Source organism: Streptomyces sp. NPDC059649, from assembly GCF_042734445.1.
Lineage (GTDB): Bacteria > Actinomycetota > Actinomycetes > Streptomycetales > Streptomycetaceae > Streptomyces.
Genome location: NZ_JBHWDV010000003.1, coordinates 457,935 through 478,701, shown reverse-complemented (window position 1 = coordinate 478,701; position 20,767 = coordinate 457,935). Strand labels below are relative to the sequence as shown.

Annotated in this window: 20 protein-coding genes and 1 pseudogene; 5 read left to right on the top strand and 16 right to left on the bottom strand. The window is 71.8% G+C overall.

Annotated elements, in window-relative coordinates; all coding sequences use genetic code 11:
- Positions 1 to 156: 156 nt before the first annotated feature.
- Both ACFV1J_RS07965 and ACFV1J_RS07960 read left to right on the top strand, forming a co-directional pair.
- Positions 157 to 444, top strand: coding sequence for a hypothetical protein (locus tag ACFV1J_RS07965; protein WP_385856388.1), 288 nt, complete (start codon positions 157 to 159; stop codon positions 442 to 444).
- Positions 445 to 753: 309 nt separating this feature from the next.
- On the top strand, positions 754 to 1,164 hold the full coding sequence (locus tag ACFV1J_RS07960; RefSeq protein ID WP_385856387.1) for a hypothetical protein: 411 nt from the start codon (positions 754 to 756) through the stop codon (positions 1,162 to 1,164).
- A 70-nt stretch (positions 1,165 to 1,234) separates the two neighbouring features.
- Here the strand turns inward: ACFV1J_RS07960 and ACFV1J_RS07955 are convergent, their stop codons facing one another.
- The 3 genes from ACFV1J_RS07955 to ACFV1J_RS07945 form a co-directional block, all read right to left on the bottom strand.
- Entirely contained in the window at positions 1,235 to 1,573 is a 339-nt protein-coding gene (locus ACFV1J_RS07955; protein WP_385856386.1) for a hypothetical protein, read from the bottom strand.
- Positions 1,574 to 1,838: 265 nt separating this feature from the next.
- Positions 1,839 to 2,717, bottom strand: coding sequence for a transglycosylase family protein (locus ACFV1J_RS07950; RefSeq protein WP_385856385.1), 879 nt, complete (start codon positions 2,715 to 2,717; stop codon positions 1,839 to 1,841).
- Positions 2,718 to 2,998: 281 nt separating this feature from the next.
- Positions 2,999 to 3,799 (bottom strand): hypothetical protein, encoded by an 801-nt coding sequence (locus tag ACFV1J_RS07945; protein ID WP_385856384.1) that lies wholly within the window; start codon positions 3,797 to 3,799, stop codon positions 2,999 to 3,001.
- Between the two features lie 326 nt (positions 3,800 to 4,125).
- Here ACFV1J_RS07945 and ACFV1J_RS07940 point away from each other — a divergent pair, with 326 nt between their 5' ends.
- Positions 4,126 to 5,415: a sensor histidine kinase gene (locus ACFV1J_RS07940; RefSeq protein ID WP_385856383.1), complete on the top strand. Its 1,290-nt coding sequence runs from the start codon at positions 4,126 to 4,128 to the stop codon at positions 5,413 to 5,415.
- A 256-nt stretch (positions 5,416 to 5,671) separates the two neighbouring features.
- Entirely contained in the window at positions 5,672 to 6,322 is a 651-nt protein-coding gene (locus tag ACFV1J_RS07935) for a response regulator (RefSeq protein WP_385856436.1), read from the top strand.
- A 573-nt stretch (positions 6,323 to 6,895) separates the two neighbouring features.
- Here the strand turns inward: ACFV1J_RS07935 and ACFV1J_RS07930 are convergent.
- The 6 genes and pseudogenes from ACFV1J_RS07930 to ACFV1J_RS07905 form a co-directional block, all read right to left on the bottom strand.
- Positions 6,896 to 7,261 (bottom strand): annotated as a pseudogene (locus ACFV1J_RS07930) (protein-L-isoaspartate O-methyltransferase); the annotation flags it as partial.
- Between the two features lie 614 nt (positions 7,262 to 7,875).
- A complete protein-coding gene (locus ACFV1J_RS07925) occupies positions 7,876 to 8,280 on the bottom strand; it encodes a hypothetical protein (protein WP_385856382.1) in 405 nt (134 codons plus the stop codon).
- Positions 8,277 to 8,615 (bottom strand): DUF6415 family natural product biosynthesis protein, encoded by a 339-nt coding sequence (locus ACFV1J_RS07920; RefSeq protein ID WP_385856381.1) that lies wholly within the window; start codon positions 8,613 to 8,615, stop codon positions 8,277 to 8,279. Before ACFV1J_RS07920 ends, ACFV1J_RS07925 begins: the two co-directional genes overlap by 4 nt.
- Positions 8,616 to 8,888: 273 nt before the next feature.
- On the bottom strand, positions 8,889 to 10,079 hold the full coding sequence (locus ACFV1J_RS07915; protein ID WP_385856380.1) for a helix-turn-helix domain-containing protein: 1,191 nt from the start codon (positions 10,077 to 10,079) through the stop codon (positions 8,889 to 8,891).
- A 101-nt stretch (positions 10,080 to 10,180) separates the two neighbouring features.
- On the bottom strand, positions 10,181 to 10,822 hold the full coding sequence (locus tag ACFV1J_RS07910; protein WP_385856379.1) for an HAD family hydrolase: 642 nt from the start codon (positions 10,820 to 10,822) through the stop codon (positions 10,181 to 10,183).
- A 508-nt stretch (positions 10,823 to 11,330) separates the two neighbouring features.
- The gene (locus ACFV1J_RS07905; protein WP_385856378.1) at positions 11,331 to 11,939 is read right to left on the bottom strand and encodes a TetR/AcrR family transcriptional regulator; all 609 of its coding nucleotides are present in this window, start codon (positions 11,937 to 11,939) and stop codon (positions 11,331 to 11,333) included.
- Positions 11,940 to 12,123: 184 nt separating this feature from the next.
- On the opposite strand from ACFV1J_RS07905, the gene ACFV1J_RS07900 reads away from it, so the two are divergent.
- Positions 12,124 to 13,281 (top strand): FAD-dependent oxidoreductase, encoded by a 1,158-nt coding sequence (locus ACFV1J_RS07900; RefSeq protein ID WP_385856377.1) that lies wholly within the window; start codon positions 12,124 to 12,126, stop codon positions 13,279 to 13,281.
- A gap of 127 nt (positions 13,282 to 13,408) precedes the next feature.
- Here the strand turns inward: ACFV1J_RS07900 and ACFV1J_RS07895 are convergent, their stop codons facing one another.
- From ACFV1J_RS07895 to ACFV1J_RS07865, 7 genes are all read right to left on the bottom strand, one after another.
- On the bottom strand, positions 13,409 to 15,223 hold the full coding sequence (locus tag ACFV1J_RS07895) for an FAD/NAD(P)-binding protein (protein WP_385856376.1): 1,815 nt from the start codon (positions 15,221 to 15,223) through the stop codon (positions 13,409 to 13,411).
- Between the two features lie 88 nt (positions 15,224 to 15,311).
- Positions 15,312 to 15,389, bottom strand: coding sequence for a class III lanthipeptide (locus tag ACFV1J_RS07890; protein ID WP_355782455.1), 78 nt, complete (start codon positions 15,387 to 15,389; stop codon positions 15,312 to 15,314).
- A 77-nt stretch (positions 15,390 to 15,466) separates the two neighbouring features.
- Positions 15,467 to 15,544, bottom strand: a complete 78-nt coding sequence (locus ACFV1J_RS07885) for a hypothetical protein (RefSeq protein WP_236680023.1) — start codon at positions 15,542 to 15,544, stop codon at positions 15,467 to 15,469.
- Positions 15,545 to 15,676: 132 nt separating this feature from the next.
- Positions 15,677 to 15,754 carry a class III lanthipeptide gene (locus ACFV1J_RS07880; RefSeq protein WP_355782455.1) on the bottom strand — a complete coding sequence of 26 codons (78 nt, stop codon included), beginning with the start codon at positions 15,752 to 15,754 and terminating at the stop codon, positions 15,677 to 15,679.
- A gap of 9 nt (positions 15,755 to 15,763) precedes the next feature.
- Complete coding sequence (gene lanKC, locus ACFV1J_RS07875) at positions 15,764 to 18,445, bottom strand: class III lanthionine synthetase LanKC (RefSeq protein ID WP_385856375.1); 2,682 nt, start codon at positions 18,443 to 18,445, stop codon at positions 15,764 to 15,766.
- A complete protein-coding gene (locus ACFV1J_RS07870) occupies positions 18,442 to 19,143 on the bottom strand; it encodes a GNAT family N-acetyltransferase (RefSeq protein ID WP_385856374.1) in 702 nt (233 codons plus the stop codon). The genes lanKC and ACFV1J_RS07870 overlap by 4 nt, the downstream gene beginning before the upstream one ends.
- A gap of 79 nt (positions 19,144 to 19,222) precedes the next feature.
- On the bottom strand, positions 19,223 to 20,488 hold the full coding sequence (locus ACFV1J_RS07865; protein ID WP_385856373.1) for a beta-ketoacyl-[acyl-carrier-protein] synthase family protein: 1,266 nt from the start codon (positions 20,486 to 20,488) through the stop codon (positions 19,223 to 19,225).
- Between the last annotated feature and the right edge of the window lie 279 nt (positions 20,489 to 20,767).

The following is a 20,767-nucleotide window of genomic DNA, read 5'->3' as shown; positions in this document are numbered from 1 at the left end:
GCCGTCTCCCACGCCCATTGTCGCTCGCGATCCTCGCTCTCCGCCGGACGGACGTCCTCCGCAGCCTCGCTCTCCGCCGGACAGTCGTCCTACGCTGGTCGTAACGGCCGCGAGCGCGGCCGCGCCGTCCGTACCTGGCTCTGCCGGAGGTGCGCCATGGGGCACAGCCACCACTTCCACCTTGATCAGGGGGGCCACTCGATCACCGTGAACGTCGGCCCCGGCCGGGACGGGGAGGTCGAGCTCCTCGTCGACGGCAAGGTCGTCGCGTACCGCAAGCACCACGCGCCGGGGATGAACGTGCTGACCGGTGAGCTGCCCGACGAGCCGGTCCACCCCTTCCGGGTCCTGCTGCGGCAGCCGCACCTGGTCCCGTCCATGCCGCGCTGCACGCTGGAGCTGGACGGGGTCAAGCAGCCGATGCCGGAGCGGCTGGTGATCTGACCGGGGCCACGGACCGGGGACGCTCCCGGGCCGACCCGGCACGGCTCGGAGACGCTCCCGGGCTCACCCGGTCGGCTCCGGGCAGCCCGTGGGGCCATCCCGGCACGACCTTGGGACGGCCCGTGGGGCTCCGGGGGAGGTGCCGGGGCGGCCCGTCCCTAACGGCAGCACCCCGGCCCGAGTTGTTGGGCCACCCGGCTGATTCTGGCCGACGAGCGTTTTACCTCCTGCGGGTTGAAGGGGGATGCGGACCGGCGGGCGCAGCACGATACGTCTGGCATCGGAACGATGAACAGGCGAGGGAGCATCGTGAGAAGACTTGCGCAGGCGGGCACCGTCATCGGGGCGTGTGGGTTGGTGCTGCTCAGCACCAACCCCGCCCAGGCCGTGACCATTCCGGGCGAATCATTGCTGTCGGCGGTGGCCGGGGCCGACGTCGGCACCATCACCGGCATGATTTCGGGCGTGGTGTGCAACAACCGCTTGGCCGATTTCCACTACAAGTCCCCCAGGATCAACTCGCCGTCGCCGCAGCCCTGCATCAACGGCCCGGTCCACAGCGGCAACAGCCTGAACAGCGGCAACTTCATCAACCACGGCAACCCGAACCACAGCGGCAACTTCGCGAACACCAACGGCTCGACCAACAGCTCCAACCTGGTCAGCGGCGCCCAGCAGGGCAGCGGCAACACCGTCCAGAAGATCCTCAAGTTGCACTGACCCGTCCGCACCTCACACAGCGGCCCCGCTTCCCGGTACGAACCCGGAAGCGGGGCCGCCGCAGTTGGCGTCAGATCTTGGTCGATCCGGGGCCGTTGTGCTGGATGTCGTTGCCGGTGTGGTTCTCGGCACCCGTCGTGCCGCCGCTGTCGACGTTGGTGTTGCCGTTGCTGTTGGTCGGGCTGCCGCTGTCGCTGTTGTTGCCGGACATGTGGACGTTCTGCGAGTTCTTCGTATTACCGGAGTTGACCGGTCCGTTGACGCAGATCTTGGCCCGCGGCGAGCAGCGGATGATGGAGTGGAAGGAGGCCCAGACGTCGCTGTCGATCACGTTGCCGCCCGTTCCGAACCCCCCGTACCCGCCGTCCCAGGCCATGGCGGGGCTGACCCCGCCGGCGGCCAGGAGCATGCCGCAAGCTCCTGCGATCACGATGCTGACGCGTGTTCTCTTCTTCACTGTCGCTCCTGCACTTCGCGGTGGATGAACCCGCGGTCTTGCTACCGGGCGGGCCCGCCTGTACCAAGCCTGAGCAACGGCCCGTCCCTCGCATTCACCCTCTCCGACCACTGGATTCACCGTGACGGCCCTCGTCTCCCCGGCATCCCGAGGCGGGCCGCCGCTCCCCGCCGCAACCGCCCGCGCGCCCGCGCACCGACCGGATCCGCCCGGGCGGCTACGCCCGGAGGCGCAGCCGCTGGCCCGGGTAGATGTGGTCCGGGCCGTGCGGGAGCCGGTGCTTGTTGAGCTCGTAGAGGGCCTGGGTGCCACCGGGGACGTGGTTCCGCTCGGCGATGACGGAGAGGCAGTCCCCGGTACGGACGGTGTAGGTCGCACGGTTGGGATGGTGGTGGTGGGGATGGTGGTGGTACGCCGCGACACGGACCGGGGGGTGGGCCCGGGTCGACGGGGCCTGCTGGACCAACTGGCCGGTGTCCGCGGGCTCTTGCTGCGCCGGGGCCGCCGTCCGCGGGGCCTGCTGCGGCGGAATCTGCTGCGTCGGGGCGGAGGCCCGGGGGCTCTCCCGGTCCGGGGCGGTGGCCCGCGGGCTCTCCCGGTCCGGGGCGGACGCCCGCGGGCTCTCCCGGTCCGGAGCGGTGGCCCGCGGGCTCTCCCGGTCCGGGGCGGACGCCCGCGGGCTCTCCCGGTCCGGAGCAGAGGTCCGCGGGGCCTGCTGGCCCGCGGTGGTGGCCCGGGGGGACTGCTGGGTGTAGCCGCAGCGCGGCCAGGCGGACAGGCCGCGGTCGCGGACGATGCGCCGGCCGACGGCGATCTGCTCGGCCCGGGTGGCGAGGTCGGCCCGCGGGGCGTAGCGGCTGCCGCCGTAGGCGCGCCAGGTGGCGGGGTCGATCTGCAGGCCGCCGTGGTAGCCGTTGCCGGTGTTGATGTGCCAGCGGCCGTTGCTCTCGCAGTCGGCGATCCGCTCCCAGTCGGGCACCGGCCCGGACGGCGCGGCCGCGGCGGCCCGGTGGACGGCGAGGCCGACGACGGTCAGCACGGCCAGCAGCACGGACAGGACCGCGTGGGCGGATCGCTTGGCGAGGGGCGACGGCATCACGGGAATCCTCCGCTGTGCTCCGGCGGCGCCGTGACGCGGTTCTCGCCACGACCGGTGGGCAGGCACCAAGTAACCCGGCAATATGGTTTTCGGCATGCCCGGGGCGTGCGACATGCGCGAGTTTCACCCGGGTGGTCCATTGCCCGTCCGGTAGCGGTGCCGTAGTGGTCCCTTACCGGTGCCGTCGCCCGCGTTCGCCCGCGTTACGGCCCGAATTCCGGCCAGTGGCGGGAATTCCCCGCCGACCGGATTCCCGGGCCGGATGTGGGAACGGGCATTCAGCTGACCGAATAGGCGAAGGAGGGGGCGAGCGGCAGCGGTTCCGGAGTGGCCACCGCGAACTCGTAGGAGGGTGAGAAGGTGAAGTTCCTTACCGACACCGGCACTTCACAGCCGTACGGGCCGGGCACGGTGACCGTGCCGTGATCCGCCGGGAAACCGGCCTCGATGCGCTCCGGACCGATGGACAGCCCCCCGCCGGCGGCCTGCATGGCGGCGTCCTTGCGGACCCAGAAACGGGTGATCATCCGCTCCCGCTCGGTCTCCGGACATCGGTCCGCGGCCCGCAGTTCCCGGGCGGTCAGCACCTCGTACGGGGTGTGCGGCGGCGGACTCCCGCGGCGCACCGACTCCACCGAGAAGCCCATCTGCCGGGCGTCCTCCCCGCAGGCCACGACCAGCAGGCCGCGGGTTCCGCACAGCTCCCAGTAGGTGGCCTCGGCCATCGCCGCGCTCACCCGGGCGGGGAGCCCGGCCAGCAGCCAGCGGCGGGAGGCGTCGTCGAGGGTGGCCGCGGAATGGCCGTTGAGCCCCAGACAGCTGTCCGGGGACAGTGCGCTGCCCGAGCCGCGGGAGGAGGAGGGCGAGCCGGCGAAGGAGGGCGAGGACGGCAGGTACGACAAGGAGGGGGAGGGGGACGGGGGCGGCGCGGAGGGGCCGTCCTCGCCGATCGGGACGATGAATATGGGGACGGGGGCGAGGGGCGCCAGGCGGGGCCTGGCGGGCTGGTGCGGGTGACCGGGGACGTCCTGGTCAAGGTGTCCCGGACAGAGTTCGAGAAGAGCGGCGTTCGTTTCCACGTACTTTCCGTCCTCCACTGGTGAGCGGTGCCAAGACTGCCCTGGGTGAGTGGCAGCCCGTCAAACAGCTGGAGTCTCCCCCTATTCCACCTACATCGATCGATACAGACAGCCCAAGGTTTGCAGATCCTCCGGATCCTTCGAGTCATCCCTCTTGCTGATGTCCGGCTACATACTTCGATGTACGGGAGACCTCCTCAAATTCGGGCGCCAGGGCCAGGAGAACGGGCAACGCCCGGAAGTACTGTCCTCGTGTGTGGTTACGTCTTTTCAGAGGTACGAACGCGCGCCGGCCTCCCCTGCCGCTCCGTGACCTCAGACTGGCCGTGGGCTTTTTCGCCGCCTGTCTGATTCTCTACGTCCTGGGCGGCTCCCGGGTCATGGGCGACATCCCCGTCTGGCAGGCCGTCCTGCCGGTCGTGGTGCTGTGCACCGCGAGCGCCTTCCGCAGCACCCTGCCGACGGCCGCGGTCCTGGTCGGCACCGTCACCGTCCTGGTGGAAATGACGTCGAGCGGCGGCCTCGGCCCGGTCCTGGTCTACACCGACCTGCTCTACGCCGCGGCGCTGTACGGCGCGCCCTGGCTGTGCCGGGTGCTGCAGTTCGGGACGGTCGCGGTCACCGTCGCCACCACCATCACGCTGATCGCCCTCAGCGACCGTTCCGAGGGCGTGACCACCGGCGTCATCGTCGCGATGCTGCTCATCTCCCCCGTATGGACCGGCATCCTGATACGCAACCACAAGGAGCGCGCCGACGCCGAGCGCGAGCGCGCCGCCCAGATCAACCGGCTAGCGGAACTGGACCGCAAGACCGTCCTGCAGACCGAACGCACCCGGATGGCCCGTGAACTGCACGACCTGGTGGCCAACCACCTCAGCGCGATCGCCATCCACTCCAGCGCGGTGCTCTCCCTGACCGAGGCCAAGCGGACCCAGAACGGCGAGGCGGGGCCTGCCGGGCCTGTCGGGTCCGCCGAGCCTGCCGGGTCCACCGGCTCCGGGGGCTCCGGGGGCTCCGGGGGCTCCGGGGGCTCCGAAGGTTTCGGGGGTTCCGGTGAGGACGACCCCGTCCTCCGGGCGCTGGCCGTCATCAGGGAGAACAGCGTGCAGGGGCTGGCCGAAATGCGTCGCATGGTGGTGCTGCTCCGCTCCGACCGCGGCGTCGACGACGACTGGGACCGGCCGCAGCTCAACGCCCTGGGCGCACTGGTCGAACAGGCCCGGCCGGCCGCCGACGCCGCGGCACTGACCCTCCACACCGAATTCCCCGAGACCTTCCCCGAGGTCTCCTCGGTGATCGAGGTGACCGCGTACCGCATCGTGCAGGAGGCGCTGACCAACGTCCTCAAGCACGCCTCATCGGGCCGGGTCCGGATCCGCTGCGAGGCCGGCGCCGAGCAGCTGACCATCTCGGTCGACAGCCCGCTGGCCCGCCCCGACGCCCGTACCCGGCAGCGCCCGGTGGCCCCGCTGACCAACGGCGCGGGCGCCGGGCTCACCGGGATGTCCGAGCGGGCCGCCCTGGTCGGCGGCATCTTCGACGCGGGTCCCGACCGCACCGCCCCCGGACGCTGGCGGGTACGTGCGGTCCTCCCCCTCACCCAGACCACCTGACGAACCGGAACGGGGGCGATGACGAGAGGCCGAGAGCCCTAGCGGCCGAAAGGCGGACCACATGAACGAATCGTTCACAGCATTACCGGCGTCATACCCATCACATCCCTCACATCCCTCACATCCATCCCAGTTATCACGGGCATTAAGGGCATCACACGCATCGCGAGCGCTACAGGAGGACCTGGTGCAGGACACGGCGGCGGACGGGCGGACGGACGAGCCGGCGGAGCAAGCGTCCGAGCGGCCCTCGCGCATCCGGGTCCTGGTGGCCGACGACCAGGCCGCCGTCCGGTCCGGGCTCGTCCTCGTCCTCCAGACCGACCCCGGCATCACCGTCGTCGGCGAGGCCGGGGACGGTGAGGCGGCGGTCCGCATGGCCGCCGAGCTACGCCCCGACGTGGTCCTCATGGACATCCAGATGCCCCTGCTCAACGGCGTCGCCGCCACCCGCCGGATCGTCGAACGGCAGCTCGCCGAGGTCCTCGTCCTGACCACCTTCGACATCGACGAGTACATCTTCGGCGCCCTGCGCGCCGGCGCCGGCGGCTTCATCCTCAAGAACGCCGAACCGACCGTCCTGGTCGGCGCCGTACGCGAGGTCGCCCACGGCGAGGGCTTCCTCACGCCCGCCATCGCCCGCCGGCTGATCACCGAATTCGCCCACCGCCCGCCCTCGGCCCGCCCGCCCCTGCCGCACGGCACCACCCAGGCCCTCGACACCCTCACCAAACGCGAACGCGAGGTCCTCGCCTGCATCGCCCGCGGCCTTCCCAACAGCGCCATAGCCGAATCCCTCAACCTCGCCGAGGGCACGGTGAAGACCCACACCAGCCGCATCTTGTCGAAACTGAACCTCCGCAGCCGGGTACAGGCAGCGATCCTGGCGCAACAACAGGGCATCTGACATCTGACACCCCCGCACGCGACGGCGGCGCCGTGGCTCCAGACTTCGTCCTCCGGTCTGTCCCCTCCCGTGAGCAGGTGGGGAAACGTTGGGTGGGGGCTGGGGCCCGCCATACCCGACCCTCGCCCCGTGGTCGATTGGGTTCACCGCCTCCGTGCGCTCCCTCACCCAGACCCGTTCGCCCGCCCTGCTGACCGTCAGCCCCATCTCGCCATCAACCGGACGCCCCAGGTCGTCCCACTCACGCCAGACCGACTCCACGTCCCTCCACATACCGGGGCCCCCGAACTCGGTGACGGTGCCCTCAGCATCCGCAATCGCTCCCGAGCCCCGTCCGTCCTGCACCCACACCCTCAGCCGGGCGTCCTCCCGCCCTTCGACGAGAGTGACACCCGGCAGGCGGGCGCCGGCGTACAGTGCGAACCCGGGCGTGAGCGTCTCCTGCGGCGGTACCTCCGTGGTGCGCGAGCGAGGTGCTGACGTGTCGGGAGTGATGCCGCTGGTGCCCCGGTGCGAGCGCATCGGCATGTAGGTGGCCGTTCCCGCGAAGGGACCGGACGCCGTCCCGTCGTCGTCCCGAGTCAGGCGCACCAGAGCCCCGCACCAGAAGTCCCCCACCCTGGGAGCCACCAGAACCCCGCCCGGCCGCAGCTGGTCCACCAGTTCGTGCGGAACCTGGCGCACGGCACAGGTGACGATGATCCGGTCGTACGGCGCTCCCTCCCGCCAGCCGTGTTCGCCGTCGGCGACGACCAGCCGCGGCCGGTGCCCGGCAGCCGACAGGAACCGCTCCGCCTGCGCGGACAGGGACGCGTCGATCTCCACACTCGTCACGTACCGATCGCCCAGCCGGGCCGACAGCAGGGCGGCGACGTACCCGGTGGCGGTACCGATCTCCAGCACCTTCTGACCGTCGTGCACGTCGAGCAGACTCAGCATCCGGGCAACCATGGACGGCATGCTGTTGGAGGCGGTGGCAATGCCGGGGCCGTCCTCCGTCCCGTCGTCGACCTGCGTGATCACGGGCTCATCGGACGCCACCAGGGCGGCCCACTCTTCGTCGGTGGTGATCGGGCGGCACCAATCGGGGTCCTGCCGCCAGATCCGTTCGGGCAGATATGCCGCGCGCGGGGTGCGCTCCCACACAGCCCGCCACTCCGGGGTCAACAGGCCGCGCTCGTCCAGAGACCGGACGAGCGCGGCGTGCCCCTGTCGGGGGTCGGTCATCGGCTCATGCCACCTTGGGACGGTCGCCGTCGGGGGAGGGCGGGGTCGGCGGCGGTGTCCACGGCTTGTCCGAGGGCGCGCCTCCGTGTTCACCGTCGTCGTCCGTCATGTGCGTGACGATCACGATCTCTCCTCCTCCTGGTGGGGTCAGTCCTCTTCGTGCACGCGCCGGGCAAGGATGCGAGCGACGCCGTCCGGGACGGGGAGCGCGGCTGCGGGAGCGCATCGGCCGCAGCACGTCACCGTTCTCAGCGGCCCCGACGCCGAGTCAAGGAGCACCTCCCGCAACCCGAGCGTGCTGCCGCAGCCGCAGCGCGTGGAAGCGGTCACCGGCCACCTCCTGCGCAACCGACCATCAGGGCAGCTCGGGTGCGGTGATCGGTCTCACCGAACGTGGTGATCGTCCAGCCGCCGGCCTCGATGATGCGCTGCTGGAACACCAGGCGGTGAGTGTGGTCCGTCGCCAGCCGGCCCCAGTTGTGCACCAGGCACAGCACCTCGCGCCGGCCCGCCTCCGCCCGCATGGCATCCACCAGTGCGGACAGGCACGGTCGGTACGAGCTCAGTGCGTCGGCGCCACGGTCGATCCACTTGCCGCCCGCCAGCGCCCAGCCCCTTCCGTCCGCGTAGGCGTGACACCCGGTGATCCGCATCTCCAACTGACTACGGGCCCGCAGCCCACGACTCGCACACCGGTCGTAGACGAACGCCAGCGGAGCCATCGCGCTCATCGGCCGGCCTCCGCCGGGCACTGGTCGAGCAGCCACTGACACTCGCGAGCGAGCGCACGCACCTGCATCTGCGCGGACATCAGCCCGTCACCGAGACCGACCGCGGTCTGGTAGCGGATCGCCTCCAGCCGAGCCCGCCGCGGCCCTCGGCCCGTAGCCCCCGGGCCCCGCCGCTCGGTCTCCTCCACCGCCGCCCAGAGGCCGGCGATGGCGTGGAGCAGCGTCTGCTCCAGCACCACCAGCTCGTCGTACGGCGGGGGCGGCCCTGGGCGCAGCGCTCGCTCGATCGTTGCCTGGATCTCGTGCTGGTACAGCACGCCGGTTGCCGCAATCACTGCGGCCTCCGGTGCCGGTGGTGCGGACAGGCCGCGATGAACCAAACCCGAACGCCTCCGCGGGCCGGAGTGCTGACCGATCCGGCAGGGGTGCGGGTGCCATGTGCGCTGCCGCACCAGTAGCACGCCTCACCATGCAGCCGCACGATACTCACGTCGGGCTCTGCAGCAGGTGAAGCTGTCGTTGTAGCCACGGTTTCTCCCTATGCCGTTGGGCTCAAGGAGAGAGTGGTCCCGCGGATGCCCCTCAAGTACCCCTGCGCGGGGTACCGTTCAGACACCAGCCCCCGCGTGACACCACTCGGCGAAGTTGCTGAGCGATGCGGCGTCGGCACGCTTCAGCCGGCGCAGGGTAGCCGCGTCCTCCTTCACCCACCGGTGCTCCCTGGCGTGCTGCGGTGCGATCCGACGGGCCACCTTCAACGACTCAAATGCAGCATCCGGCCGGCCAGCCCAGAGCTGAGCGCGACCGAGTTCGATGTAGAAACCCGACCTACGCTCGGCCGGCAGGTTTCGCGGCGGCTTCCACTCCCGGGCCAGCTGCAGTGCTCGGTCGAGATGGGTATCACCGAGACTCACAGCAACCGACACCTCGTGGACACGGACACTGTCCGGCCCGAATGCTGTCCCCTGATAGATGTTCTCCGGCACCCGGTCACCGAGTGCCCGCGCATCGTCGAGATGGCCGTCTGCAGCGGCGTCGTCACCGGCTCGGCCAGCGAGCACCGCGGCCCGCATGTGCAGTGCGCCACGGGCCGCCAGCGCCTCTGCGGAATCGGTACGAGGAGCGCGATCGAGAGCCCTTTCAAGAGCCCTCAGACCCATCGCATGCGTCTGGGCACCGAAGTGCAGTTCGGTCCGTACGTAAGCCACCGTGGCACTCACGATCGGATCATCGACCTGCGATCCTGCCCACCGCATCAGATCGAGAAGGCGCGCCGAAAGGTCCTTCGCACCGAGCTTGAACGCCACCGCGTCCGCGGCTCGGCATGCGTCCACCAACAGCCGGGCCATCTCGGGCCGATCGCTGGTTGAGGCTGTGCTCAGGGCGCGGCACAGCTCGGCCAGGAGACCAGGTGCGGACCGGGCGATGCGGACATACTGCGCGCTCAGCCTCTGGGCAACGACAGTGGAGACAGCGTCGCGTAATGCGGGGAGGCCGCGGCACGGGCCGTCCTCCGGCTCCTCGTACTCAGCGAGGACAGCTGCCAGCCCCGGCATCGCCTGGTGCACACGATCGTCCGGACGCTCCCGGCCTGGCAGCAGACGAGTTGGCTCGATGTCGAGCGCGTCGGCGATGGCGCCCAGTACGACCTCGGACACCCCTCGTTCGCCACGCTCGACCTTACGAATGGTTCCCAGGCTGACGTCTGCAGTACGTGCGAGGTCGGCTTGGGTGAGGCTGGCGATGCGTCGTTCGTAAGCGATGCGGGGGCCTACCCCGCGGTACACGATGCTGAGCATGTGGACTCCGTTCGGTGCAGCCATTCCGAACGGTACCCGCGCCGTCACGGTGCGGGACGGTAAACGGCACCCCGCATCACAGGCGGGGCCGTCGAGTTGCCTCAACGAGGCCGGAGTACGTCCACCAGCTCAGCCAGGCTCCCGATCCGCCAATCGGCAGCCCGCGCTTCCTCGCTGTCCGCCCACAGATGCCCAAGCGGTCCGCGGCGCAGATGCGCAGCCCGAAGGCCGGCGGCCCGCGCAGGTACTACATCGTTCTGCGGGTGATCGCCGACGTACAACACCTCACCCGGCGCCACGCCGGCCAGCTCAACGGTGTGCGTGAAGAACGCAGACGCAGGCTTGGCCACACCCCACTCCCCGGACGTGGCCAGCGCATCCACCGGGAGGTCGAGGGCCCGTAGCAACTCGGCTGTCCGCCGAGTCTGGTTGCCGGCCACGACCACTCGGATCCCAGCGTCCCGCAGCGCGGCAAGAGCTGGCCGGACATCCGGGTACAGGTCCGACTCGTCCAGGAACTCCCCGCGCCCCGCCTGCTCCATAGCCGCCCGCTCGGACTCGATGTCGACCCCTGGTCGCACAAGTCGCAGGGCGTCGGCGTTGTCCCGTCCCTGAGCAACCACAGCACCCACCAATGCCGAGAGAGTGTGGCGGTTGACGCCGAGCCAGTCAGCCCATGCCCCCCACCCGCGGTCGTCCCTGATCAGGGTCTCTCCCACGTCGAATGCCACTGCACGGATCATGCGAGCAGCCTACGGCGGGCCAATTCGCGTACGTCTGCCAGTGACCAGCCGGTGGGTGGCGGGGATGGAGCCGCTTGCTCGGCGCTCGCGGCTCCACTCATCCGCGTACGCCGCCCGGAGCTGCGGGCGTTGGTGCGGCCACCGGCCTGCCGCCCGTTGAGGCGCATCGCCCTCCGTTCACTGCCCGCGCGTAGGTGATCACGTGCCCCCCACCGGCCTCTTCCCACCCACTCACGGGAGGGGACAGACCGGAGGACGAAGTCTGGAGGGCTGTCACCGCACCCGAAACACAACCGCCCGCCGCTGGGGGCACCTCCCACGCCCTTCAGGCAGTGGGGGAGCAGCGGCGACCAAGCCCCGCGGCGGGAAAGCCAGGTACGTGGGAGGCGCCGCAAAGCACGCAACGGCGAGCAACACCCACGGCGGGACGGCCAAGTACGTACGCGGCACCGCAAAGCGCAACGGCGGGACGGCCAACAACGTACGCGGCACCGCAAAGCGGCACCCGTTACCCGTCGTCCTCGCCGCGGCGGTCTTCCCCATGCGCCAGAGGCGTGCTGGCCCAGCCCCGTTCCAGCAGGACGAACAGGTCGTGGATGGCGCGGGGCGGGTCGGCGGTGGTGCGGGCGAGGGTGGGGGCTTCCAGGGCGAAGCGGGCCAGGCCCGTGACGGTGAGGTCGTCCGGGGGCAGGCCGGTGGCCTCGGCGAGGGCGGCGGCCAGTGCCTTTTCGTGGCGGGACCACATGCGGCGGGCGTAATCCTGCAACGCCGGGGTGGCTTCGACGAGGCGGAAGGTGGGGTTGTCGGTCGGCACCGCCGTACGGGTCTGCATCAGGTGGTCGCGTAGGGCGTGCAGGACGGGCTGACCGGGGGCCCGGTCGCGCACGGCGGCGATCAGGGCGCTCTCGATGTCCGCGTCGAGGTCGAAGACCAGGGCTTCCTTGCTGGGGAAGTGCTTGAAGAGCGTGCTCAGCGAGACGTCGGCCGCCTCCGCCACCTCGCGGACGCCGACGTTGTCGAAGCCGCGTTCCGTGAACAGCCGCATCGCGGCATCCGCCAGGGCCTGCCTGGTCTGGGCCTTCTTGCGCTCGCGGCGCCCTGTCGTCGTCTCGGCCATGGCCCCACCCTACCCCACTTGAGGGGACTCGATTGGAAAGACGATCGAGTGGAAAGTCGGAGCAGATTTACTTTTAGAGCTGGTTGTGTTTTCGTGAGTGAGGTGAGCCCCGGCGGATCTGGATCGCTGCCGGAAGCCGGGGCGTGCCCGCACTCTCGATCCGTAGAACGGAGCGTGACCTCTCATGTCCACCACCCCTCGTATCGCGATCATCGGCGCCGGACCCGGCGGCCTCGTCTGCGCGAGCGTCCTGCAGCAGCACGGCGTGCCGGTCACGGTCTTCGAGCGGGAGGGCGACCCGCACTCCCGCTCGCAGGGCGGCACCCTCGACATCCACGAAGAAACCGGCCAGGTCGCGCTGCGCGCAGCCGGACTGTTCGACCGGTTCCTCGCACTGTCCCGGCCCGAAGGCCAGCAGTGGCGCCTGTACGACCGGCACGCGACCCTGATACGTCACGACCAGGCCGGCGAGGGCGAGGTGAGCAAGCCCGAGATCGACCGCGGCCAGCTGCGCGCCCTCCTGTTGGACTCCCTCGCCCCCGGCACGGTCCGCTGGGGCCACGGCGTACGGGCCGTCACCCCGCTGCCCGACGGCACTGCCCGGCTGCACCACCACGACGGCTCCGTCGAGGACTTCGACCTGGTCATCGGCGCCGACGGCGCCTGGTCCCGGGTACGCCCCGCGCTCTCCGCCGCCGAACCCTCCTACGCCGGTGTCACGATGGTGGAGATCCACTTCGACGACGTCGACCACCGGCACCCCGGCATCGCCCGCCTGGTCGGTCCCGGCACCATGTCGGCCAAGGCGGGCCGCCGCAGCCTGGTGCTACAGCGCAACAGCAACGGACACGTCCGCGGCTACGTCACCTTCCGCGGGCCCCAGGACTGGCACGCCGGTCTCGACCTCGCCGACACCGAAGCCGTACGGGCCCGCCTCCTCGCCCAGTACGAGGGCTGGGACGAGAGTCTGCTGGACATCCTGCGCGACAACGAGGGCGGTTTCCTCAACCGCCCCATGTTCGTCCTTCCCGTTCCCCACACGTGGCAGCGCGTCCCCGGCATCACCCTGCTCGGCGACGCCGCCCATCTGATGCCGCCCGTCGGCGTCGGCGCGAACCTCGCCCTGCTCGACGGCGCCGAACTCGCCCGAGCCGTCATCGACCACGCCACCGTCGACGAGGCCCTCGACGCCTACGAAAGCGTCATGCTGCCCCGCGCCGTCGACCACGCGAAGACCGCCCAGCAGATGCTGACCAGCCTCATGCCGGACACCGACTCCGACGTCGCCGCCTTCCCCGACACCCAGTGGCCGGCCACCGCCCGCGCCACCCGCGCGCAGTAAACGGATCGCGTCCACCCCCACCGGCACGGCGGCACGGCCGGACGGCGGGACGGCCGAGTGCGTACGGGGCGCCGCAAAGCGCCACGGCGAGCAACCGCCGCGGCGGGAAAGCCAGGTACGTGGGAAGTCAGGGCGCAGCCAACACGCGCCGCGCGATCGCGTCGTTCTGGCGGAAGAAGACCGCGTTCGTTCCCGGGCGGGGGAACTGGGCCGGGCCGGCGATGATGCGGTCGTGGTGGACCGTGCCGTGGGCGTCGATCGGATGCAGGTCCGGGACGGACAGGCGTAGTTCGCCGGTCGGGGTGCCGTCCTCCGCGTGGGCCTCGGTGAGTTCGCCGCGGGCGAGCAGGGCGCGGAGGAGGGGGTCGGCGAGGCGGTCGGGGGTGGGGGCCGACAACCGGGCGTCGAGGAGGACGGCGGCCTCGTGGGCGGCGCCGGGCACGGCGGGGCTGGTGGCGCGGAACACCGGTCCGGTGTCCGTCACCGCCGTCTCCACCCGCATCTCGGGGCCCACGAACACCACCACCCCCGCCTCCGCCAGCGCGAGCAGTTGCTCGGCGCGCAGCGGCGGCGGGCCGGAGCTGAGGTACGTGCCCAGGGAGAAGCGGCTGAGCGCGCCCGCCAGCTGATCACCCGTCAGGTCGCCGGAGCGCCACAGGTCCTCGATGACCGCGCCGGTGCGCTGCAGGCCGTCCACCAGGGCGGTGCTGACGGCCCGGGCCGGGCCGGTACGGCGGTGGTGGACCTCGGCGAGGTGCGTGCGCAGCCAGCGCTGGAGGTCGTCGGTGTCGGCGAACCGGCGGCCGGCGAGCGGGGCGGCCAGGCGGTCGAGGTCGAGACGGTCCGCGGGGTCCGGCACGGCCTCGCGGGCGAGCTTGGCGAGCCGGTCGGCGTCGGTGAGCAGCACGGCGTACTGGGCGTCGAAGTCGTCCCACGTCATACGGGTGCGGGCGGGCTGTTCGGCGAAGAGCGCGCGGTAGTGGCTCCAGCCCAGCTCGGCCAGGATGAGCGGCCAGACGTCACGCCCGAAGGTGGCGCCGGGCCGGGACAGCCGGGCGCGGCAGGCGTCGGCGGTGGCGAAGCGGAGGGCGGCGGCCGGCGTCGACGGGGCCGGTGCCGCGGAGTACCCCGGCTTCGGCGGGAGCGGGACGCCGCGGCGGGAGCCCGCGTACAGGCGGGGCTCGCGGCCGGAGGGCAGGTAGCGGAGCCGGCCGTCCGGGGTGCGGTCGAAGCGGCCGCCGCGGCCCTCCGTCAGCAGGGCCAGACAGTCGATGAAGACCAGGCCCAGCCCGCGGACGACGACCGGCGCGCCGGGTGGGACGGCGTCCAGGGCGGCGGGGTCGGCGGGGCCCGGACCGATGCGGGTCAGGCCGGCCGGTGCGGGTTCGGTACGCACGTCCGGATGGCCCTGTGCCAGGACCACCTGGTCAGCGAGGAACGGGGGTTCGGCGGAGTCGAGGACCACCTGTTGGCGGGTGGCCGGGGTGGCACCGCCCGCGGAGGTCCGGCGCAGGTCGACGGCGCGCGCCCGGTGGACGTACAGACGGACCGAGGACGGTCGCCCGGCCGTCACCGTCTCGAAGAAGTGGCGCAGATAGCGGCCCTGGTCGCGGCGGGCGGCGTAGCCGCCGTCGTGCAGCGGGCCGGTCAGCCAGTCGGCGGTGGTGGGGCCGGGCCGCGGCGGGCCGGCGCAGGAGACGCTCGCGTCGGGGTAGAGGGTGACCTGCTCGGCGGCGGAGTTCATCCACAGCAGGCCGGGCTGGTCGGTGCGCCAGGTGCGGCCGGCGCCCGGCGGGTACGGGTCGACGAGGTGCAGGTCCAGGGGCCGGTCGCCGTACAGGGCGGGGACGTTGGCGAGGATCCGCTCGACGAGGGAGGTGCCGCGGGGGCCGCAGCCGATGATGCAGAGGGAGCGGGCCGCCGGCCCCGTACGGTCGTTCAACTCGGCTCTCCCCCCGGGAAGTTCGGCTACGCGGAAAAAGGGAACCCGGTGGCCCCGCGCCGGGAGCACGGGACCACCGGGTACCGGGTCAGCAGCCGGTGCTGACGGTGGAGCCGAGCGCCTGGGCCTCACGCTCGCCCGGCACCTCCAGGCCCTGAAGATCCATGATGGTCATTTACGACACCTCCCTTCCGTTGTCCGTTCCGGATGCGTACAGTGCGTAGGACGACACCGAACTCGGTGTCAGCAGCCGCCGCTGACGGTGGAGCCGAGCGCCTGAGCGTCACGCTCGCCCGGCACCTCCAGACCCTGAAGATCCATGACCGACATGTGAACCTCCCTCCGGGGGGTGAGCAGGAGCGGTGGACAGCGGTACTGACGTGTCAGGTGCCGTTACGGGACACCTGGATCCGACGGGCCGTGCAAAGACGGTGCACGGCCCTTCGGCGTCAGTCAGCAGCCGGTGCTGACGGTGGAGCCGAGCGCCTGGGCCTCACGCTCGCCCGGCACCTCCAGACCCTGAAGATCCATGATGGTCATTTACGACACCTCCCTTCCGTTGTCCGCGGTTCCCGCCGGCCCGGTCGGGACGGTGGGGGTCGTGGCGCCGTGGGCACCACGGGCGCGCTCCGGGACGGCCGGTGAACCGGCCGCGGCGGACCGCGGGTCAGGGAGGAACGGCAGCAACTGGGTGCCCCGTTCGGCGGCGGAGAGTGCCAGCAGTACGCCGGCCCCGCCGGTGGCCACGTCCATGGAGATCCGGGCCCGGCCGTCACAGGGGAAGACCGTTGCGCCGTTCAGCGTCATGGCGTGCTGGTGAAGGTTGGTCAGATGGCGGCGCAGATACCGCTCGGCGGTCTCAGGCGGCCAGGGGACCTGCGTGCGCAGGGTGGCGAGGGTGCCGATGAGACCGGCGCGGCCGCCCCACAGTCCCGACTCGATGACGAAGTCGGAGGAGCAGGCCCGCAGCAGACCCGGCAGTGCCTCGCGGAGGCGGGCGTCGTCGCGGTGGCGGAGGACTGCGGCCGCCACGAGGGCGATGCCCGCGCTGCCGTTGTCGAGGTAGGGCAGCAGCCGGAACCCCTCGTCGACCTGGAGGGTGTCCTGCGGTCCCGGACTCAGGCGGTCGAGGTCGCGGTGGACGGCGCGGACCGCCTCGTCGAGCAGGGCGGCATCGCCGGTGGCCAGGTGGGCGCGGAGCAGGAAGAGCGCGGGGCCCGACCAGCCGTACATCAGGCCGGCGGCGTGGGTGGAACCGCGCCGCCGTTTGTGCTCGACGGGTTCGGTGCGGGCCGTGGCGAGCCGCGCGGTGACGCGGTCGGCGAGGCCGAGGGCCTGCTGCCGCAGGGCGTCGTCGTCCAGCGCGTCGGCGAAGTGCAGGAGGTTCAGGCCGACGCCGGACAGGCCGCGGTAGAGGCTGGGGCAGTGCCGTACGGAGAGCCGGTCGGCGGCCCGGTCGAGGGCCCGCAGGGCTCCCTCGTCGTCGCCCAACTCCCGTAGGACGTAGGCGATTCCGTGCAGACCGTCGTAGAAGCCGATGCGTTCGGCGGGGACCCGGTCGACGGCGGCGCGCAGCCAGGCCGCGCCCTCCTCGTCGCGTTCCCCGAGGGCGGTGTGGCGGGCCCACAGGACGCCGGCGGCGCCGTGTCCGAAGCCCGCGCCGCCCTCGGCGAACTGCGCGAAGTCGCCGGGGTGGAGCCGGTCGGTGCGGTGCGGGGTGGCGCTGTCGCGCAGACCGCGGCCGATCGAGGCCAGGATGTCGGAGGGTGGGAAGGCCTCGGGGACGCTGCGCAGCGGCGACGTGGTGTTGTCGTTCGGGGCGAGCTGGGGGGCCAGCCGGGACACCAGGTGGCCGGGGAGGCCGAACCGGCGGGTCGCGGTGTCGAGCAGCGCCGACGCCTTGTCGGGGGCCAGTCCGCCGAGCGCGGCGAGCGGCAGGAACATCCACAGGGCGATCGCGGCGAGGGCGTAGTGGTCGCCGTCCGCGCCGGTGGCGTCGGCCCGGTGGAAGCCGGGGGCGCCGAGGCTGCTGGGGGTGGCCAGGTCGATCGCGTCGGCCACCTCGAAGTCCAGGAGGACGGGGACGTCGCCGGGCTGGATGATGAAGTTGCCCGGGTGCAGGTCGCCGATGCGCACCCCGCGGTCGTGGACCGAGGCGATCAGCTTCTCGATCCGGCCGAACAGGGCCAGCGCGCGGTCCCGGTGGGCGGCCACCGCCGCCTCGTCGGGTTCGGGCACGGTCAGCGGGTAGATCCCGGCGAGCCAGGACTGGAAGTCCTGTCCCTCGATGCCCTCCAGGACGAGGAAGAGGTGCTCGCCGGCCTGGAAGGTGCCGAAGGTGCGGGGGATGCCGGGCAGTCCGGCCAGCTGGGTCAGGATCCGGTGCTCGTGGGCGAGCCGGGCGACCGCGTCCCGGCCGACGCCGTCGGTGCCGGAGTACGGCCGGCCCTCCTTGAGGACGACGCTGCGCTGTCCGGCGCCGAGGGCCGCTTCGGTGGCCGGTTCGGCGCGGTAGACGCCGCCGCCGTGCGAGAAGTGCAGGGCACCGGTGATCCGGTACGGGAAGTCGTCCACGGCCTGCCGGGCGGCCAGCGAGTCCTTGAGGACGTCCGGGACGGTGACCCAGTCGGGGGTGTGGAAGACCGGGGTGCGGCGGTCCGGTTCGAGCGTCCCGTCGGGGCGCCGGAAGGCCGTGACCAGCTCGCCGTCGGCGTCCTCCACGTAGTGGGTGCGGAATCCGCCGTAGCGGACGTACAGCGGGCCCTCGCGGAAGCGCAGGTCGGTGAGGACGTACGGGCCGGGGCGGCCGCCGACCAGCGCGTCCAGCCCTTCGAGGGTGCGGGCCAGTTCGGCGTCGTCCGCGGGGTAGACGGTCAGCAGCTTGCCGGCGGAGGAGCGCTGGGCGTACTTGCGGCTCAGGGCGCGCAGCACGTTGGCGCTCTTGAGGTACTTGAAGGCGATGCCGTGCCGGGCGCAGTAGCCGGCGACGTCGGCGATGGTGCGCGGGGCGTCGTCGCCGGTCGCGCTGACGTGGATCTTCCAGCCCTGGTCGGGGAGCCGGTCCTCGGGCGGGCGGCAGAAGGTCCAGGCCTCGTTGTCGTCGCGGGTCCAGCCGTCGGGCAGCGGCGGGGCGGGGAAGCGGGTGGCCTCCAGGTCCCAGTTGCCGGGCCAGTCGAAGAAGGTGCGGTCGGCCAGGGCGAAGCTCTCGGCGCCGTCTCTCATGCGGCACCCCGCTCGGCCGGCAGGATCGTGCCGGCGGTCCCGGCGTCCTGCTCCAGGTAGGGCGTGAGGGCGGTGCGGTCGGCCGTGGCGAGGTGCTCGGTGAGCACCGCGCGGGCCTGCACCTTGTCGTCCTCGGACACGAAGTCGGCCAGCCCGACGGCCAGTACGCGGTTGTCCTCGCTGGGCTTGAGCGAGGCGTAGTGCTCGTCGCGCAGCAGGCCCCACACGATGGCGTCGTGGTACTCGCCGTCGAGGTAACAGTGGTCCCGCAGGATGCCCTCGACCACGAACGGGGTCTTGGTCATCAGCCGGATGATGCCCTTGTTGTAGCCGGCGGTGGTGACCTGCACGCGGTGGGCGTCGAGCTGGTGGAAGAGGTAGTCGACGAGCAGGACGACGGCCTCCGCGCCGTAGCCGCGGCGCCACAGTTCGGGCGAGCCGATCGCGCCGCCGACGGTGAAGCCGCCGATCCGGCCGGAGCGCTGGTAGCTGACGGTGCCGATGCGGGTGCCGTCCTTGGTGCGGATCACCAGGTGGTGGACCCGTCCGGAGCGGTTGGCCTGCTCGACCTCGGCGGCGCCCAGCAGCTCCCAGTCACCGCTGAGCACGGCCGCCGGCGAGCCGGGGCGCAGCCAGGAGGCGATCGCGGCCCAGTCGTCGTCGCCGGGCCATTCCAAGGTCACCAGTCGTCCCTGCATGGTGCGTCTCCTCCTTCAGTGGTCTCGTGGGTCAGCGGGTGTGGCCGTCGCGGGGGCGGCGCCGGGGGCGCGTACCGGGTCATGCGCGGTAGCGCTTCAGGACGAGGACGGCGTTGTGTCCGCCGAAGCCGAACGAATTGCTCAGCACCACGTCGCCGTCCCAGTCGCGGGCGCCCTTGAGAACCAGGTCGAGGTCGTCGTCCTCGGGGTGGTCGCAGTTGCGGATCGGCGGGATGGTGCGGTCCCGCAGCGAGAGCGCCGCGGCGGCGGCCTCGGCGGCCCCGGACGCGCCGAGCATGTGCCCGGTCATGCTCTTGACCGCGGTGATCGGCGTGCGGCGCAGCTGGTCGGGGCCGAGCACCTCGCGCAGCGCGGCCGCCTCGATGCGGTCGTTGAGGACGGTGCCGGTGCCGTGGGCGCTGACCTGTCCTACGTCGTCGGGGGTCAGGCCCGCGTCGGCGAGCGCCCCGCGCATGGCGCGGACCGCACCGGCCCCGGTCGGGTCGGGGGCGGTGGCGTGGTGCGCGTCGGTGGTGGCGGCGTAACCGGCGACCTCGGCGAGGACCGTCGCACCGCGGCGTTCCGCGTGTCCGGCCTCCTCCAGGGTCAGGACGGTGGCGCCGACGGCCATCACGAAGCCGTCGCGGTCCCGGTCGAAGGGCCGGCTGGCGCCTTCGGGATCGTCGTTGCGGCGGGAGAGCGCCCGGGCGTTGGCGGTGCCGGCCAGGTCGGCGGCGGTGAGGGAGTCGTCCGTGCCGCCGGCCAGGACCACGTCGGCCCGGCCGTGGCGGATCAGTTCGGCGGCCTCACCGATGGCCACCGCGCCGGTCGCGCAGGCCGCGGAGACCGCGCAACTCGGGCCGCTGATCCCGTACTTGATGGACAGCAGACCGGCCGGGTGGTCGATGGCGGTGAGCACCGAGTGGTACGGGGAGACCCGCCGCGCGCCCTGGTTCTTGAGCACGTCGTACTGCTGCTGGATGGCGTGGGCGGCGCCGTAGCCGGAGCCGATCACCGCGGCGAAGCGGTACGGGTCGACGTCGGTCCTGGGTTCGAGGCCGGCGGCCCGCATAGCCTGGCCGGCGGCGACCACCGCGTACTGCGTGAAGAGGTCGGTGCGCCGGACCTCCTGCGGGGTGAGGAAGCCGGAGCCGGCCGGGTCGAAACCGGTGAGGTCGCCGCCGATACGGACCGGGAGCCCGGAGGTGTCGAAGCGGGTGAGCGCGGTGACGCCGCTGCGGCCGGCGAGAAGGGCGGTCCAGAAGTCTTCGGTGGTGTTTCCCACGGGGGACACCACGCCGCAGCCGGTGACGACGACGCGCCGCCGATCCGTGCGTAACTCCATGAAACGCCTCCTGATTTTCTGCCCCGTTGTCACGCTCGGGGCGTCCTCATGACCAGAAACATGACAGCTGAGTCATCGGCTTGTCAACAGGTTGCGGAAGAGTCGGTCAGTCAAGGCTCTCCGACAATGCCTGCCATCAGGCCCTGCACCAGCGGAAACGCTCTCAGAGCGATGACTCAAGGAGTCAGGAAAATTGACTACGGGGACGGTTCGAGGGGGCGGATCGGGAGGCGGGGAGGGGACGCGTCACGGCGGGCGGGCTCCGGGGGCGTGCGCCCC